The sequence below is a fragment of the Stenotrophomonas sp. 364 genome (assembly GCF_009832905.1).
Lineage (GTDB): Bacteria > Pseudomonadota > Gammaproteobacteria > Xanthomonadales > Xanthomonadaceae > Stenotrophomonas > Stenotrophomonas maltophilia_AP.
This window is the reverse complement of sequence record NZ_CP047135.1, coordinates 2,860,279-2,874,640: the sequence shown is the minus strand read 5'-3', so window position 1 is coordinate 2,874,640 and position 14,362 is coordinate 2,860,279. Positions and strand designations below refer to the sequence as shown.

At 68.7% G+C, this 14,362-nt stretch carries 9 protein-coding genes; all 9 read left to right on the top strand.

What is annotated here, in order from left to right:
* Positions 1–123 precede the first annotated feature (123 nt).
* The 9 genes from GQ674_RS13160 (at position 124) to GQ674_RS13120 (ending at position 14,310) form a co-directional block, all read left to right on the top strand.
* The gene (locus GQ674_RS13160) at positions 124–1,149 is read left to right on the top strand and encodes an aspartate-semialdehyde dehydrogenase (RefSeq protein WP_128096366.1); all 1,026 of its coding nucleotides are present in this window, start codon (positions 124–126) and stop codon (positions 1,147–1,149) included.
* Between the two features lie 87 nt (positions 1,150–1,236).
* Positions 1,237–3,255: a FimV/HubP family polar landmark protein gene (locus GQ674_RS13155; protein WP_159497435.1), complete on the top strand. Its 2,019-nt coding sequence runs from the start codon at positions 1,237–1,239 to the stop codon at positions 3,253–3,255.
* Complete coding sequence (locus GQ674_RS13150) at positions 3,252–3,632, top strand: VOC family protein (RefSeq protein WP_159497434.1); 381 nt, start codon at positions 3,252–3,254, stop codon at positions 3,630–3,632. Before GQ674_RS13155 ends, GQ674_RS13150 begins: the two co-directional genes overlap by 4 nt.
* Positions 3,633–3,680: 48 nt before the next feature.
* Positions 3,681–4,454, top strand: coding sequence for a tRNA pseudouridine(38-40) synthase TruA (gene truA / locus GQ674_RS13145; protein ID WP_128097110.1), 774 nt, complete (start codon positions 3,681–3,683; stop codon positions 4,452–4,454).
* Positions 4,451–5,107, top strand: coding sequence for a phosphoribosylanthranilate isomerase (locus GQ674_RS13140; RefSeq protein ID WP_159497433.1), 657 nt, complete (start codon positions 4,451–4,453; stop codon positions 5,105–5,107). The genes truA and GQ674_RS13140 overlap by 4 nt, the downstream gene beginning before the upstream one ends.
* A 296-nt stretch (positions 5,108–5,403) precedes the next feature.
* Entirely contained in the window at positions 5,404–6,084 is a 681-nt protein-coding gene (locus GQ674_RS13135) for a hypothetical protein (protein WP_159497432.1), read from the top strand.
* Positions 6,081–8,099, top strand: coding sequence for a hypothetical protein (locus GQ674_RS13130; protein WP_159497431.1), 2,019 nt, complete (start codon positions 6,081–6,083; stop codon positions 8,097–8,099). The genes GQ674_RS13135 and GQ674_RS13130 overlap by 4 nt, the downstream gene beginning before the upstream one ends.
* Positions 8,100–8,224: 125 nt before the next feature.
* A complete protein-coding gene (locus tag GQ674_RS13125; protein WP_159497430.1) occupies positions 8,225–13,591 on the top strand; it encodes a DNA repair ATPase in 5,367 nt (1,788 codons plus the stop codon).
* Complete coding sequence (locus GQ674_RS13120) at positions 13,588–14,310, top strand: hypothetical protein (protein ID WP_159497429.1); 723 nt, start codon at positions 13,588–13,590, stop codon at positions 14,308–14,310. The genes GQ674_RS13125 and GQ674_RS13120 overlap by 4 nt, the downstream gene beginning before the upstream one ends.
* Positions 14,311–14,362 lie beyond the last annotated feature (52 nt).

The window sequence follows — 14,362 nt, the reverse complement described above, 5'->3', positions numbered from 1 at the left end:
AGGTACCGACCGTTGGTCGGTACACACCCAAGGCACGGCAGGTACCGATCGTTGGTCGGCACACATTCCCCAAACACGGCAGGTACCGACCGCAGGTCGGTACACCCAACACGAGGTTCCCCCATGAGCAATGCAGATCGTCGTTTCCACGTCGCTGTCGTCGGTGCCACCGGCGCCGTCGGCGAAACCATGTTGTCCATCCTCGCCGAGCGCGACTTCCCGATCGCCTCGCTGAGCCTGCTCGCGTCCTCGCGCTCGGCCGGCGGTGAAATCGACTACCGCGGTGAAAAGATCAAGGTCCAGGACCTGGCCGACTTCGACCCCAAGGGCGTGGACATCGCGCTGTTCTCCGCCGGTGGCAGCGTGTCCAAGGAGTTCGGCCCGAAGTTCGCCGCGGCCGGTGCGGTGGTGATCGACAACTCGTCGGCCTTCCGCTACGACGACGACGTGCCGCTGGTGGTGTCCGAAGTGAACCCGGAGGCGCTGAAGAACCGCCCGCGCGGCATCATCGCCAACCCGAACTGCTCCACCATGCAGATGCTGGTGGCACTGGCGCCGCTGCACCGCCAGTACGGCATCACGCGCATCAACGTGGCCACCTACCAGTCCGTGTCCGGTGGCGGTCGTTCGGCCCTGGAAGAACTGGGCAAGCAGACCGGCCAGCTGCTCAGCTTCCAGCAGATCGACCCGCAGCGGTTCCCGGTGCAGATCGCGTTCAACCTGATCCCGCACATCGACGACTTCCTGGAGAACGGCTTCACCAAGGAAGAGATGAAGCTGGTCTGGGAAACCAAGAAGATCCTCGGCGACGACAGCATCCTGGTGAACCCCACCGCGGTGCGCGTGCCGGTGTTCTACGGCCACTCCGAAGCGGTCACCATCGAAACCCGCGACAAGGTCACCGTGGCCGCCGCGCGCGAACTGCTGTCGCGCTCGCCGGGCGTGGAAGTGGTGGACAAGCATGAAGCCGGTGGCTATCCGACCCCGGTGACCCATGCGTCGGGCAACGATGCCGTGTATGTCGGCCGTATCCGCGAGGATCTGTCGCACCCCAACGGTCTGAACCTGTGGATCGTGTCGGACAACATCCGCAAGGGCGCCGCGCTCAATGCCGTGCAGCTGGCCGAGCTGGTCGCCGCCGAAGGCTGATCGTGCACCGCCGATGGCATGGGGATGCCATCGGCGGCTGCAATTCAACCATCGCCGATCACGGGGGGAGCCGCTATATTGGCCGCCATGAACAACCGGACCCGGGGCGCCCTGCGCCCGCTCAAGTATGTGTCCACTCTGCTGCTGGCCCTGGCCAGCAGCTCCGCCCTGGCCCTGGGCCTGGGCGATATCCGGGTGCTGTCCAAGTCCGGCCAGCCGCTGCTGGCCGAAATTCCGGTGATCTCGGCCGACCCTGCCGAGCTGCAGAACCTCCGGGTGGCGCTGGCCTCGCCGGGCACGTTTGCCCGGGTCGGGCTGGACGCACCGGCCGGCCTGGTCAGCGAGCTGCAGTTCGAATTGACCCGCAATGCGCAGGGCAGGGCGGTGGTGCGGGTCAGCACCCAGGCCCCGGTCACCACCGCGTCGCTGAATTTCCTGATCGAAGCCGACTGGGGCCAGGGGCGCCTGGTCCGTGAATACTCGGCGCTGGTCGATGCACCCAACAGTGCGCTGGCCGTGGCCGAACCGGAGATCGTCGCGCCAGCCGGCGCGATGTCCAATGCCATCGTGCGTGAACCGGCGCCGGCGCCGGCGCCGGCGGCGGAGACCAGGCCGGCACGCACGGCCGCGCAGCCTTCACGCACCGCTCCATCGCGCGGCGCAGCGCCCGCACCGGCAAGCACCGCCGGCGGCGTCACCGTGCAACGCGGCCAGACCCTGTCCCAGATCGCGGCCACGGTCGCCCGCGAACAGGGCATCAACCGCAACCAGGCGATGGTCGCGCTGCTGCGCGCCAACCCGGAGGCCTTCATCCGCGGCAACGTCAACCTGCTCAAGCAGGGCGCGGTGCTGCGCAGCCCCACCGATATCCCCGCGCCGATCGACGCCAGCGAAGCGGCTGCGATCGTGCGCGAACACGCCGCACAGTGGCGCCAGTCGCGCGCGGCGATCCCGCAGCCGGCCAGCAGCGGCGTTGCCGCCACGCCGGGCCCGGCCGTCAAGCCGGTGGCAGCGGCTGCGGCTGCAGCCAGCGGCGCACGCCTGGAGATCGCGCCGGCGGTCGCCGCCACCGACAACAATGCAGGCACAACCACCGGCACCGCCGCCGGCAGTGAGGGCGACATGCTGGGCAACGAACAACTGCGTCAGGCCAAGGAAGATGTCGCCACCCGCGACGCCGAGATCCAGGAGCTGCGCGGCCGCGTTGCCGACCTGGAAAAGCTGCAGAAGCAGCAGCAGACGCTGATTGCGATGAAAGACAGCGACCTGGCCGCCGCGCAGCAGCGCCTGGGCCAGGCCCCGGCCACGCGCGACGCTGGCGGGGGCGGCTGGTACTGGCTGGGGCTGGTGGTGCTGTTGCTGGTGGTGGGCGGGTGGGCCGTGTCCCGCCGCCGCAAGCCCTCGCCGCTGCCACCGCTGCGCCGCGAGAGCCTCGACGCCACCGCACTGGCTGCGGCGGTACCGGCCACCGACTATGTGGACGAGCTGGCCGCGCAGCAGGACGACGCCCTGGACGCGCGCCTGGATCACGCAGGTGACCAGGCCAATGAGGAGCTCGACCCACCGGCCGAACACTACGCCGATGGCCTGCGCCGGGAGTCGGTGTTCAACCTGGCGCCGTACCCGGGCCAGCCCGTGGCCGACAGCGATGCAGCGCACAGCGAGGGCGACGAACCGGCGCCCGGCGTGGAGCAGGTCCCGTCAGTGAATGCGGGCGTGGATGCGGGCGCGGACCTCGACACGATCGACGTGTACACCCCGCCGGCGCATGCGCTGGAAGCGGCAGCACAGCCGTCGTTCCGTGGCGTGTTCGAGTTTCCCGCCGATGGCGACGCGGTTGCCGTCGACGCCGAAGCGGCTGGCGTTGCCGAAGCCGAAGCCGAAGCAAGCGCTGCGCCGGCGCAGGGCATCGAAGCACCGTTCGAGGCCACCGACAACAGCGGCCACGTGCTGGCGACCCCGGGCCGCGACCGTCTCGAACTGGCCATCGCCTATCTCGACCTGGGCGACGCGGAAACTGCGCGCACCCTGTTGCAGGAAGTGGCCGTTGCTGCCGATCCGCACAGCCAGGCGCAGGCACGCGAACTGCTGGCGCGGCTGGGATGAGCGCGGCCCCCGCAACCGCCCTGCGTGAGCGCCGGCTGGATTACGTGGAGTTCGCCTCCACCGATCCGGCGGCCAGCCGCCAGTTCTTCGCACAGGTGTTCGGCTGGTCGTTCGTCGACTACGGCCCGGACTACACCGCCTTCGACGACGGTCGCCTGCAGGGTGGCTTCTTCCGGGCCACCCCGTGCACGTCGGCAACCGGCGCGCCGCTGCTGGTCATCTATGCCGATGATCTGGCACCGCTGGCCGAGGCGGTGGCGGCCCACGGCGGGCGGGTGGTCAAGCCTGTGTTTTCCTTTCCCGGGGGCAGCCGCTTCCAGTTCGTCGAACCCGGCGGCAATGAACTTGCCGTGTGGTCCGAGCGCGATCCGGCCTGATGCCCCGACCGGCCCTGGCCGGTTCCTACCGACTTACAGAGGTTGACCATGCGCTACGCAATGGGCGTGGAATACGATGGCAGTGAATTCAAGGGCTGGCAGCAGCTGGGCGAGAGCGGTCGTCCCAGCGTGCAGGCCAGTCTGCAGGAGGCGCTGTCCTCGGTGGCCGATGCGCCCATCAAGGTCATGTGTGCCGGGCGCACCGATGCCGGCGTGCACGGGCACTGCCAGGTGGTGCATTTCGACACCGACGTGATCCGCAACGCGCGCGGCTGGACACTGGGCACCACCACCCGCCTGCCGCCCGCCATCGCGGTGCGCTGGTGCCAGCCGGTGGCCGATGATTTCCATGCGCGTTTCTCTGCCCGCGCCCGGCGCTATCGCTACCGCCTGCTCAACCGGCAGGTGCGCCCGGCGCTGAACCGGCAGAGCCTGAGCTGGGAGCGGCGGCCGCTGGATGCCGCGCTGATGCACGCCGCGGCACAGGCATTGCTGGGCGAAAATGACTTCAGCGCCTTCCGCAGCGTCAATTGCGAGGCCCTGCATGCCCGCCGCGAGCTGCAGGCGATCAGCGTGACCCGCGATGGCGAGGTGCTGGAGGTCTGTGTTCAGGCCAATGCATTCCTTCATCACATGGTGCGCAATATCGTCGGTTCATTGATCCTGGTCGGGTGCGGGGACAAGCCGGTGTCGTGGCTGGGCGAGCTGCTGGCCGGAAAGGACCGCACCGTGGCCGGGCCGACCGCACCGCCGCAGGGTTTGGTGTTCGTTGGACCCCTGTACCCCGACAACTGGCAACTGCCCGCCGAGGTGACTCTATGAGCCGCTCTTTCTATCGCACCCGTATCAAGTTCTGCGGCATGACCCGCGCCGGCGACGTCCGCCTGGCCGGGGAACTGGGCGTGGATGCAGTCGGCTTCATCTTCGCCCGGGAGAGCAAGCGCCGCGTGGCGCCGGCCGAAGCCCGCGCAATGCGCCAGGCGATCGCGCCGATGGTGGACGTGGTGGCCCTGTTCCGTGACAACAGCAAGGAAGATGTACGCGAAGTGCTGCGCACGGTGCGGCCGACCCTGCTGCAGTTCCATGGCGAGGAAGACGAGTCGTTCTGCCGCAGCTTCAACATGCCTTACCTGAAGGCCGTGGCGATGGGCGGCCGCGACGACGTCAACGCGCGCCAGCTGCAGCTGCGGTACCCCAGCGCAGCCGGGTTCCTGTTCGACAGCCACGCGCCCGGCGGCGGCGGTGGCACCGGCGTGGCCTTCGACTGGACCCGCCTGCCCACCGGCCTGCACCGGCCGTTCCTGCTGGCCGGCGGGATCACCCCGGACAACGTGTTCGACGCCATCGTGGCCACGCTGCCCTGGGGCGTGGACGTCTCCAGCGGGATCGAATCCGAGCCGGGCATCAAGGACGGCTACAAGATGCGCAAGTTCGTCGAAGAAGTCCGTCGCGCCGACTGCCACGAGGCCGATTGAGGCCGCTGGTGGGTCCGTACCGTGAATCCCGGTACGGGACACTAGACAGCTGAAGCCCGTCAGGTCCCGACCGTTGGTCGGGACACCCGCCGCAATCCCGACGCGGCCATTGCCGACAGCCCACGCACCGCGCCAGCCAAGGCGCGGCCGCGTTGCTATGGGCGCAGCGGCCAATTTCACGTAGCATCGACAGGACATGGCGCGGCCGGCACGGCGCGTAATCGCGGGAAGCCGGAACGCTTCCCTCAAGCGGCGGCCGGGGAAGCGGCTGGCCGCCTTCACAGGGAAGGCATGGAATGGACGAGTTCCTCACTGTCGCGTTGAGTTTCCCCACGCTGCCGTACAGCATCGTGCTGGCGTTCGCCGTGCTGTATTGGCTGCTGGCCGCCTTCGGCGTGGTCGATGACGGCATTACCCACGACGGCCTGGACCTGCACCTGGGGGATGACGGCCTGCACGGCATTTCCGGCATGTTCGCGCGCCTGGGCCTGGGCGGCGCCCCGGTGATGCTGGTGATCGCGCTGCTGGCCTTCTTCGGCTGGACCGTCACCTACTTCGTCCACCTGTTCCTGCTCCAGTCCCTGCCCACCCCGGTGCGCTGGCTGGCCGGCAGCGCCACAGCGGTGCTCGCACTCCTTCCCGCCGTGCCGCTCAGCGTGGTGGTGCTGCGCCCGATCCGGCGCCTGCTGCTCCGCCTGCGCCCGGTGCCCCAGGCGTCGCTGCTGGGCCGCGTCGGCGTGGTCGCCTCGCCGCAGGTCACCGCCACCGTGGGCCATGCCAACGTCGACGACGGCGGCGCCGGGCTGATCCTGCAGGTGCGCTCGCAGGACGGCAGCGTGCTCGCACGCGGCGACCGCGTGGTCCTGCTCGACTACCTGGCCGACCACAACCATTACCTGGTGGTGCGTGAGAACGCCCACCCCGCGCTTTCCATCCAAGACAGCCTGATTGCGGGCGATAAGGAGATCCATCGATGAGTTTTGCGACCTTGGCCCCGTTCGTGATCGGGGTGGGCATCCTGCTGGTCCTGCTGCTTGGCCTGGCCGGCCTGTTCAAAGCGTTCTACCGCAAGGTGGACCAGGGCGTGGCCCTGATCGTCAACGACATGAGTTCGCAGCCCAAGGTGCACTTCACCGGTGCGCTGATCATTCCGGTGCTGTACCGCGCCGAGCTGATGCGGATCAGCCTGATCACCCTGCAGATCGACCGCCGTGGCAAGGAAGGCCTGATCTGCCGCGACAACATGCGCGCCGACATCGCCGTGGCCTTCTACCTGCGCGTCAACGAAACCCAGGCCGACGTGCTGCGCGTGGCCAAGGCGATCGGTGCCGACCGCGCCTCGGACAAGCATGCCGTGGATGAACTGTTCAACGCCAAGTTCTCCGAAGCGCTGAAGACGGTGGGCAAGAAGTTCGAGTTCACCGAACTGTTCGAAAAGCGCCAGGAATTCCGCGACGAGATCATTGCCGTGATCGGCAACGACCTGAACGGCTATGCGCTGGAAGACGTCGCCATCGACTACCTGGAGCAGACCCCCAAGCTGCTGCTGGACCAGAACAACATCCTTGACGCCCAGGGCATCCGCAAGATCACCGAGCTGACCGCCACCCACAACGTGGTCACCAACGAGCTGGAACAGAACGAAAAGCTCGCCATCACCAAGAAGAACGTCGAAGCGCGTGAAGCGCTGCTGGCGCTTGAACGCCAGCAGGCCGAAGCCGAAGCCCGCCAGAAGCGCGAGATCGAAACCATCCGCGCGCGTGAGGAAGCCGAAACCGCCAAGGTCCAGGAGGAGCAGCGCCAGCTGTCCGAGCAGGCGCGCATCGAAGCGCAGGAAGTCATCGACATCCGCGAACAGAACCGCATGCGCGAAGTGGAAGTGGCCGAACAGAACCGCCAGCGCGCGGTGGCCATCGAATCCGAGCGCGTCGAGCGCGCGCGCCAGCTGGAGCAGGTCACCACCCAGCGCGAAGTGCAGCTGCAGGGCGTGGAACGGGACAAGGTGGTCGAGTCCGGCAAGATGGACGTGGCCAACATCACCCGCGAACGCATCGCCATCGACAAGACCGTGGCGCAGGAAGAAGAGCGCATCAAGGAAGTGCGTGAGGTGTCCGAAGCCGATCGCCAGAAGCAGGTGCTGATCCTGGAAGCCGAAGCCAAGGCGCAGGAACTGCTGGTGCGCCAGGTCAAGGAAGCACAGGCGGCCGAAACCTCGGCCAAGCACCGCGCCGTGGAAATCACCACCCTGGCCCAGGCCCAGCACGAAGCGGCCGGCAAGCAGGCCGATGCCAAGCGCCTGCTGGCCGACGGTACCCGTGCCGAACAGGCCGCCCCCGGCCTGGCCGAGGCGCAGGTGCGCGAAGCCTCGGCGCTGGCCATCGAGAAGGTCGGCATCGCCGAAGCCCGTGTCATCGAAGCCAAGGCCGAAGCCAGCCTCAAGCAGGGCACCAACGAGGCCCGCGTGCTGGCCGAGAACCTGCAGGCCCAGGCCCACGGTGAAGAACAGATGGGCCGTGCCCGCGCCACCGCGACCGAGTCCATCGGCGGCGCCGAGGCCGGCGTGGTGCAGAAGAAGCTGCTGGCCGAGGCCGAAGGCCTGGTCCGCAAGTTCGAGGCGATCGGTTCGCTCAGCGACACCGCGCGCGGCCACGAAGAGTTCCGCATGATGCTCGACAACAGCCTCAAGCAGGCGCTGGCCTCCATCGATGCCGGCAAGGAAGTCTCGCGCGAGAACGCCGGCGTCATCGCCAGCGCGCTGCGCAATGCCGACATCGACCTGGTGGGGGGCGACGGCGGCATGTTCGAGAACCTGATCAAGGCCGTGTCGCTGGGCAAGTCCATCGAAGGCCTGGCCGACAAGAGCCCGATCGTGCAGGAGCTGATGCAGCGTTACCTGGGCGTGGGCCCGCGCGAATCCGCACCGCGCCAGATCAGCGAAGACACGGTTGAAGCGGTGCCCAGCGTGACCGCCACCGTGGTCGAAACCCGCTGAGCCGCATCGCCGGCGCGCCGCCCTGGGGTGGTGTGTCCGGCACCCCGGCGGTGGCCATGAGGCCGCTGCCCCGTCTTTCCCGGCCGGCTCGCCCGGCCGGTTGTCCGTGAGCCGGAAGGAAGCCGATGTCCGATACCGCCAACCGTCCCGAGCCGTCCGCGCCGGAAGCCACTGCCAGCGTCGACCAGGCCGTTGCCCAGGGCGGCGCCTATGAAGTGCTGCGCCGCCGCCTGGCCGAGCAGGGCAGCCGTCTGCGCAGCGTCGCCGATGCCCTCAACACGCAGCGCCTGGCCGAGTTCGGCGACAGCCGGCTGGAGGTCACCGGCCGCTTCCGCATCCGCAGCGAGAACAACTGCGTCGGCCGCGACATCGTCCAGGTCGGTCCGGACCTGCTGCTGTTCGGCTACAACGTATACATCGGGCTCAAGACCCAGACCCGCGTCGAAGACGTGTTCGGGCTGTACCGGCTGGTGCAGGCCAACGATGGCTACGACGTGGTGCCGGTGGACGCCAAGGGTAGCTTCCTGGCCCAGCCGGCGTTCGTGCACGACTTCGGCGAGCTCTACGCCTATTACAAGCACGCGCGCCTGCTGCAGCTGATCGTGGTCGGCGACAAGCTGCTGGCCTCGTTCCAGATCGGCGAGCGCAGCAGCGACGTGCGTGTGTTCCGCTGGGCGCTGGCCCGTGACGGCGCACTGACCTACCTGGACGCCCGTGGCGAGCGCGACATCGCACTGCCGCCGCCATTCGACTTCGAGTGGACGCGCGCCACGCGCGACATGGCCGTTACCGGTCGCCATGCGCACCTGAACATCCTCGACAGCCTGTTCGTGGAAACCACCGGTGGCGACCTCACCATCAAGGTCGAGAACAACACCGAGAGCGGGCAGGGCGTCTACAGCGAACCGGTCGAGGACAGCACGCAGTCGCTGGACGATGCGCAGTTCGACTTCGCCCGGGTCGGCTCGCTGATCCTGCTCAAGGTGCTGCCGTACCGCGAAACGGTGTGGCGGGGGCTGATCTACAACACGCTCACCGGCAACATCATCCGCAACGATGCGATCGTGCAGGCCTGCGTCCAGCTGCCGGAAGACCACGGCATCATCTTCCCGGGCGGCTATTACCTGCAGAGCGGCGAGCACAAGGCGTTCGACGCGGCGATGGACGGCATGCAGTTCAAGCGCGCCATCCGCTCGCCCAACGGCGAAGACGTGCTCTACATCTTCTACGAGCGCGAAGGCGGGCGCTCGGCGCTGTTTGTCTACAACACCATCCAGCGCGTGCTGCAGAACCCGGTGTTCGGCCACGGCTATGCCTTCATGCACGACGGGCGCATGGTGCTGTTCCATGCCGAAGGCAGCGAGCCGACCCGCATCCACGCCATGCAGGTCTGGCAGACACCGTTCAGCAGCGACGAGTTCGCCGCCAGCCGTCCACCCGGCAACACCTTCATGGGCCGCATCGGCAACGCCGAGCTGGTGCGCGGCATCTCCAACCTGTTCGACCTGGCCCGCACCATCGAGGGCGATGACGTGTCGGTGCAGCGCTACCAGCGCCTGGTGCAGGACACCCGGCGCCTGTTCGACGCCCACCATTGGCTGGACGATGAGCAATGCAGCGGGGCGGTCAGCCTGCTGCGCGAGGTCAGCAGTACCGGCGAGTCGGTGCTGGACGAATACGAGAAAGTGCAGTCGATCCGCGCGCAGTCCGCGCAGGCCATGGCCCAGGCGCAGAGCACGCAGAAAGCCCTGCTGGCCCGCCTGCAGCCGGAGAACTGGAAAGAGGTGCAGTCCTTCGTCGAGGCGCTCAATGCGATCTCGGCGCAGCGCGGGCACCTGCTCACCATCCGCGATTACCGCTACATCGACACCGACCTGATCGATGCGATGACCGCCGCGCTGCAGCAGGCGCATGAGGCCATCGGCGCGGCCACCGGCGCGTTCCTGGCCGGCGATGCCGCGCTGGCTCCGCTCGGCGAGCGCCTGCAGGCGCTGGACGAGGCCGCGCAGCAGGCCGAAAGCGCGCGGGTGCTGGACGAACAGCTGGCCGGCCTGCGCGCCATGTCGGCCGACCTGGACATGCTGTCCGAGCTGATGGCCGGGCTGAAGGTCGATGACGCCACCGCGCGCACCCGCGTGGTCGAGGCGATCTCGGCCATCTACGCACGCCTCAACCAGGCCCGCGCGCGCGCCGAACAGCGCCGCCGCAGCCTGGGGTCGGCCGAAGCGGTAGCGCAGTTCGCCGCGCAGTTCGCGCTGTTCTCGCAGGCCATTACCAGCGCGCTGGCGATGGCCACCGATCCCGAACGTGCCGACGAACAGATGTCGCGGCTGCTGGTGCAGCTGGAGGAACTGGAAAGCCAGTTCGGCGAACACGAGCAGTTCCTGGGCGACATCCTGGCCAAGCGCGAGGAACTGATCGATGCCTTCGAGGCCCACAAGCAGGCGCTGCTGGACGAGCGCCAGCGCAAGGCGCGCTCGGTGCTGGACGCGGCCACCCGCATCCTCGACGGCCTGGCCAAGCGCACCGAGCGCTTCGCCACCGCAGACGAGCTCAACGCCTTCTTCGCCGGCGACCCGCTGATCCTCAAGCTGCGCGAACTGGCCGAACGCCTGCGCGGCCTGCGTGACAGCGTCAAGGCAGACGACATCGAATCACGCCTGAAAGGCGTGCGCGACCAGGCCGTGCGCGCGTTGCGCGACCGCAGCGACCTGTTCGAGGCCGGCGGCAACGTCGTGCGCCTTGGCCCGCGGCACCGCTTCAGCGTGAACACCCAGGCGCTGGATCTGACCATCCTGCCGCGCGGCGACGCGCTGGCCATCCACCTCACCGGCACCGACTTCCTTGAGCCGCTGCACGATCCCGAACTGGCCGAACTCAAGCCGTACTGGCAGCTCAGCCTGGATTCGGAATCGGACACGCTGTACCGCGGCGAATACCTGGCCGGCAGCGTGCTGCGCGCGGCCATGGAAAACCGCGAGGGGCTCGACCTGGCCGGGTTGCAGCACAACGCCGCCGAGCCGGATGCACTGGACCGCAGCGTGCGTGATTTCGCCGCGCCGCGTTACCGCGAGGGTTACGAGCGCGGTATCCATGACCACGACGCCACCGTGATCCTGCGCGCGCTGCTGCCGCTGCAGCAGGCGGCCGGCACGTTGTTGCACGCGCCGCGCGTGCGCGCGCTGGCGATGCTGTTCTGGGCCGCACGGCAGCGCCGCGAAGACGTGGCCCAGTGGCCGGCACGCCAGGCCGGCGCCGATGCGATCGCGCGCCTGTTCGGGTCCGATGAGGGCCGCCAGGCACTGCGCACGGAGATGACGCAGGCGCTGGCCGCATTCAATGACGAACACGCGCTGCCGTTCTCGGCCGCCGACCACCTGGCGGCCGCCGCCTACCTGGCCGACGAACTGTCGGCCGGCGAACCGGTGTTTACCAGCAGCCGCTACGCGCTGGCGTTGCTGGAGGCATTGGGTCAACAGCTGCAGGCGGCCGGCCAGCGCGAGGCGCTGGAGCGCGCCCTGCAGCGCGAGCAGGACGGCCTGGGCGCGCGCTGGGCGCTGGCGGGGCAGTGGCTGCGCGCCCTGTGCCGTACCCCCGCATTCACCGACCATGCCGGCTATGCCGACGAGGCGGCCGCACTGCTGCTGGTGCAGCGCGCGCTGCGCACCCGCGCCAGCGACGTCGCGCTGCTGGTCAGCGTGGACGGCCTGCTGGGCGAACACCCGCGCATCGTACAGGGCCACATGACTCTGTCGTTGGATGATTTCCTGGCGCGCCTTCAGCACCACACCGCGGTGTTCGTGCCTGCGTTCCACGCCTACCAGGCCGTCCGCCAGCGCATCGTCACACGCGAACGCGACACCCTGCGCCTGTCCGAGTTCAAGGCGCGGCCGCTGTCCTCGTTCGTGCGCAACAAGCTGATCAACGATGTCTACCTCGGCGTGATCGGCGACAATCTGGCCAAGCAGATGGGCACGGTGGGCGAGAACAAGCGCAGCGACCTGATGGGCCTGCTGATGATGATCTCGCCGCCCGGCTACGGCAAAACCACGCTGATGGAATACGTGGCGCATCGCCTCGGCCTGGTCTTCATGAAGATCAACGGCCCGGCGCTGGGGCACGAGGTGCGCTCGCTGGACCCGGCGCAGGCGCCGGACGCCACCTCGCGCCAGGAGCTGGAAAAGCTCAACCTGGCGCTGGAAATGGGCAACAACACCATGTTGTATGTCGATGACATCCAGCACACCCACCCGGAATTCCTGCAGAAGTTCATCTCGTTGTGCGATGGCACGCGCCGCATCGAAGGCGTGTGGCGCGGGCGTACCCGCACCTATGACATGCGCGGCAAGAAGTTCTGCGTGGTGATGGCCGGCAACCCGTATACCGAGTCCGGCGAGGTGTTCAAGATTCCGGACATGCTGGCCAACCGCGCCGACATCTACAACCTGGGTGACGTGCTGGGCGGCATGGAAGACGCCTTCACCCTCAGCTACATCGAAAACAGCCTGACCTCCAATCCGGTGCTGGCGCCGCTGGCCACGCGCGACATGGCCGACCTGTACCTGCTCGTGGAGCGGGCGATGGGCAAGGAGGTGTCCACCAACGCACTCAGCCACGCCTACAGCGGCGCGGAGGTCAACGAGATCGTCGCCACCCTGCAGCGCATGCTGCGCGTGCGCGACGTGGTCTACCGGGTCAACCAGCAGTACATCGCAAGTGCCGCGCAGGATGACCGCTACCGCACCGAGCCGGCGTTCCGGCTGCAGGGCAGCTACCGCAACATGAACAAGCTGTCGGAGAAGATCTCGCCGGTGATGAACGACGCCGAGCTGCAGCAGCTGGTGTCCGACCACTACCAGGGCGAGGCGCAGCTGCTCACCACCGGGGCCGAGGAGAACCTGCTCAAGCTGGCCGAACTGCGGGGCCTGCTGCAGGGCGCCGAGCTGGAGCGCTGGCAGCAGATCAAGCGTGACTTCCTGCGCAACAAGGCCATGGGGGCCGACGACGCCGATGTCGGCGGGCGCGTGGTGGCGCAGCTGGCCGATATCGCCAGCGCCTTGCAGCTGCCGCCGCCAGTGGCCGTGGCCGAGGCGGAGCCCGCGCCCTGGCCGGCGTTGTTGTCGGCGCTGGAGCGGCTGTCGGCCGCACGCGCCGAGTCGGTACCGGTTGCCGCCCCTCCCGCCGCGCCAGTGGTGGCACCGGCGCTGGCCGAACCGCTGGCCAGTGGCTTGCAGGCCGGGCTGGCCCCGCTGTTGCAGCTGCTCGGCGATTCGCATCAGCAACAGGTGCGCACCGGCGAAACGCTGGCCTTGCTGGCCGGATGGGTGCGCCAGCAGATGGAGAGCGGGCCCGCCCCGCGCGTAAGTGCCCGCCCCAGGCGCGCCTCCACGCCCGAGGAGCGCGCCTTGGATGAGGCATTGATGCGCCACTTCTACGGCGAATCGAGCCTGCCGCCGCGGTGGGAACGCGACGGCGGTGATGCGCCTGCATGACCGCGCCGTCGCTGCCCGCACTGCCGGCGCCGCCGGCCACCCTTGTCGCCGACGCAGCGGTGCTGTCGCGCTACGGCGAAGTGCTGGTGCAGGCGATGGCGCCACGCGCGGCGGGTGCCGGTGCGTACGAGGACGACCCGCGCAGCGGTCTGGTCGAGGCGCTGTCGCGGCTTGCCTTGGCGCTGCAGGCGGGCAACCCGGCCCGCTTGCGCCGCCAGACCAGTTGGTGGGGGCGGCTGCTGGGGCGCGACGTGGAGCGCCAGGCCGATGCCGACGTGCTGCAGGCGCAGTGCGGCGTCCTGCTGCTCAATGCCCAGGCGCATGCGCGCCGGCTGGGCGCCGTGGTCGAGGCGGGCACGCACGCGGCCGCGGCGGATCTGCACGACGCGCAGGCGCTGGAGCGGTGGGCCGAGGCCGGAACGGCGCTGGCTGCTGGCCTGCCCATCGATGCGCAGGGCACGTTGCAGCAGCGCGTGGTGCACCTGCGCACGCTGGCCTCGCTCAAACGCGTGCAGGCCGGCCAGACGCAGCTGTTGCAGGCGCAGGACGCCGCGCTGCTGGACCACTTCCAGCGCATTGCCGAGGTGCTGGTGCCGGCGTGGCAGCAGGCCGTCCGTGCCAGCGGCACCCGGACGCATGCACGGCAGAACGAGCAGGCCGCGCAGCTGCTCGGCCAGATCCGCGCCGAGGTCGCTGCGGCGCAGGCTAGACTTCCCTGAGTACACTGACCCGTGCCGGCGCTCCGGCCGCCCTTCAGAATGGAGATGCACC

What these genes read in the sequence shown, in the direction of transcription:
- GQ674_RS13160 (WP_128096366.1), top strand. Translation starts at nt 124, where the DNA reads ATGAGCAATGCAGATCGTCGTTTCCACGTCGCTGTCGTCGGTGCCACC.
- GQ674_RS13155 (WP_159497435.1), top strand. Translation starts at nt 1,237, where the DNA reads ATGAACAACCGGACCCGGGGCGCCCTGCGCCCGCTCAAGTATGTGTCC.
- GQ674_RS13150 (WP_159497434.1), top strand. Translation starts at nt 3,252, where the DNA reads ATGAGCGCGGCCCCCGCAACCGCCCTGCGTGAGCGCCGGCTGGATTAC.
- truA (WP_128097110.1), top strand. Translation starts at nt 3,681, where the DNA reads ATGCGCTACGCAATGGGCGTGGAATACGATGGCAGTGAATTCAAGGGC.
- GQ674_RS13140 (WP_159497433.1), top strand. Translation starts at nt 4,451, where the DNA reads ATGAGCCGCTCTTTCTATCGCACCCGTATCAAGTTCTGCGGCATGACC.
- GQ674_RS13135 (WP_159497432.1), top strand. Translation starts at nt 5,404, where the DNA reads ATGGACGAGTTCCTCACTGTCGCGTTGAGTTTCCCCACGCTGCCGTAC.
- GQ674_RS13130 (WP_159497431.1), top strand. Translation starts at nt 6,081, where the DNA reads ATGAGTTTTGCGACCTTGGCCCCGTTCGTGATCGGGGTGGGCATCCTG.
- GQ674_RS13125 (WP_159497430.1), top strand. Translation starts at nt 8,225, where the DNA reads ATGTCCGATACCGCCAACCGTCCCGAGCCGTCCGCGCCGGAAGCCACT.
- GQ674_RS13120 (WP_159497429.1), top strand. Translation starts at nt 13,588, where the DNA reads ATGACCGCGCCGTCGCTGCCCGCACTGCCGGCGCCGCCGGCCACCCTT.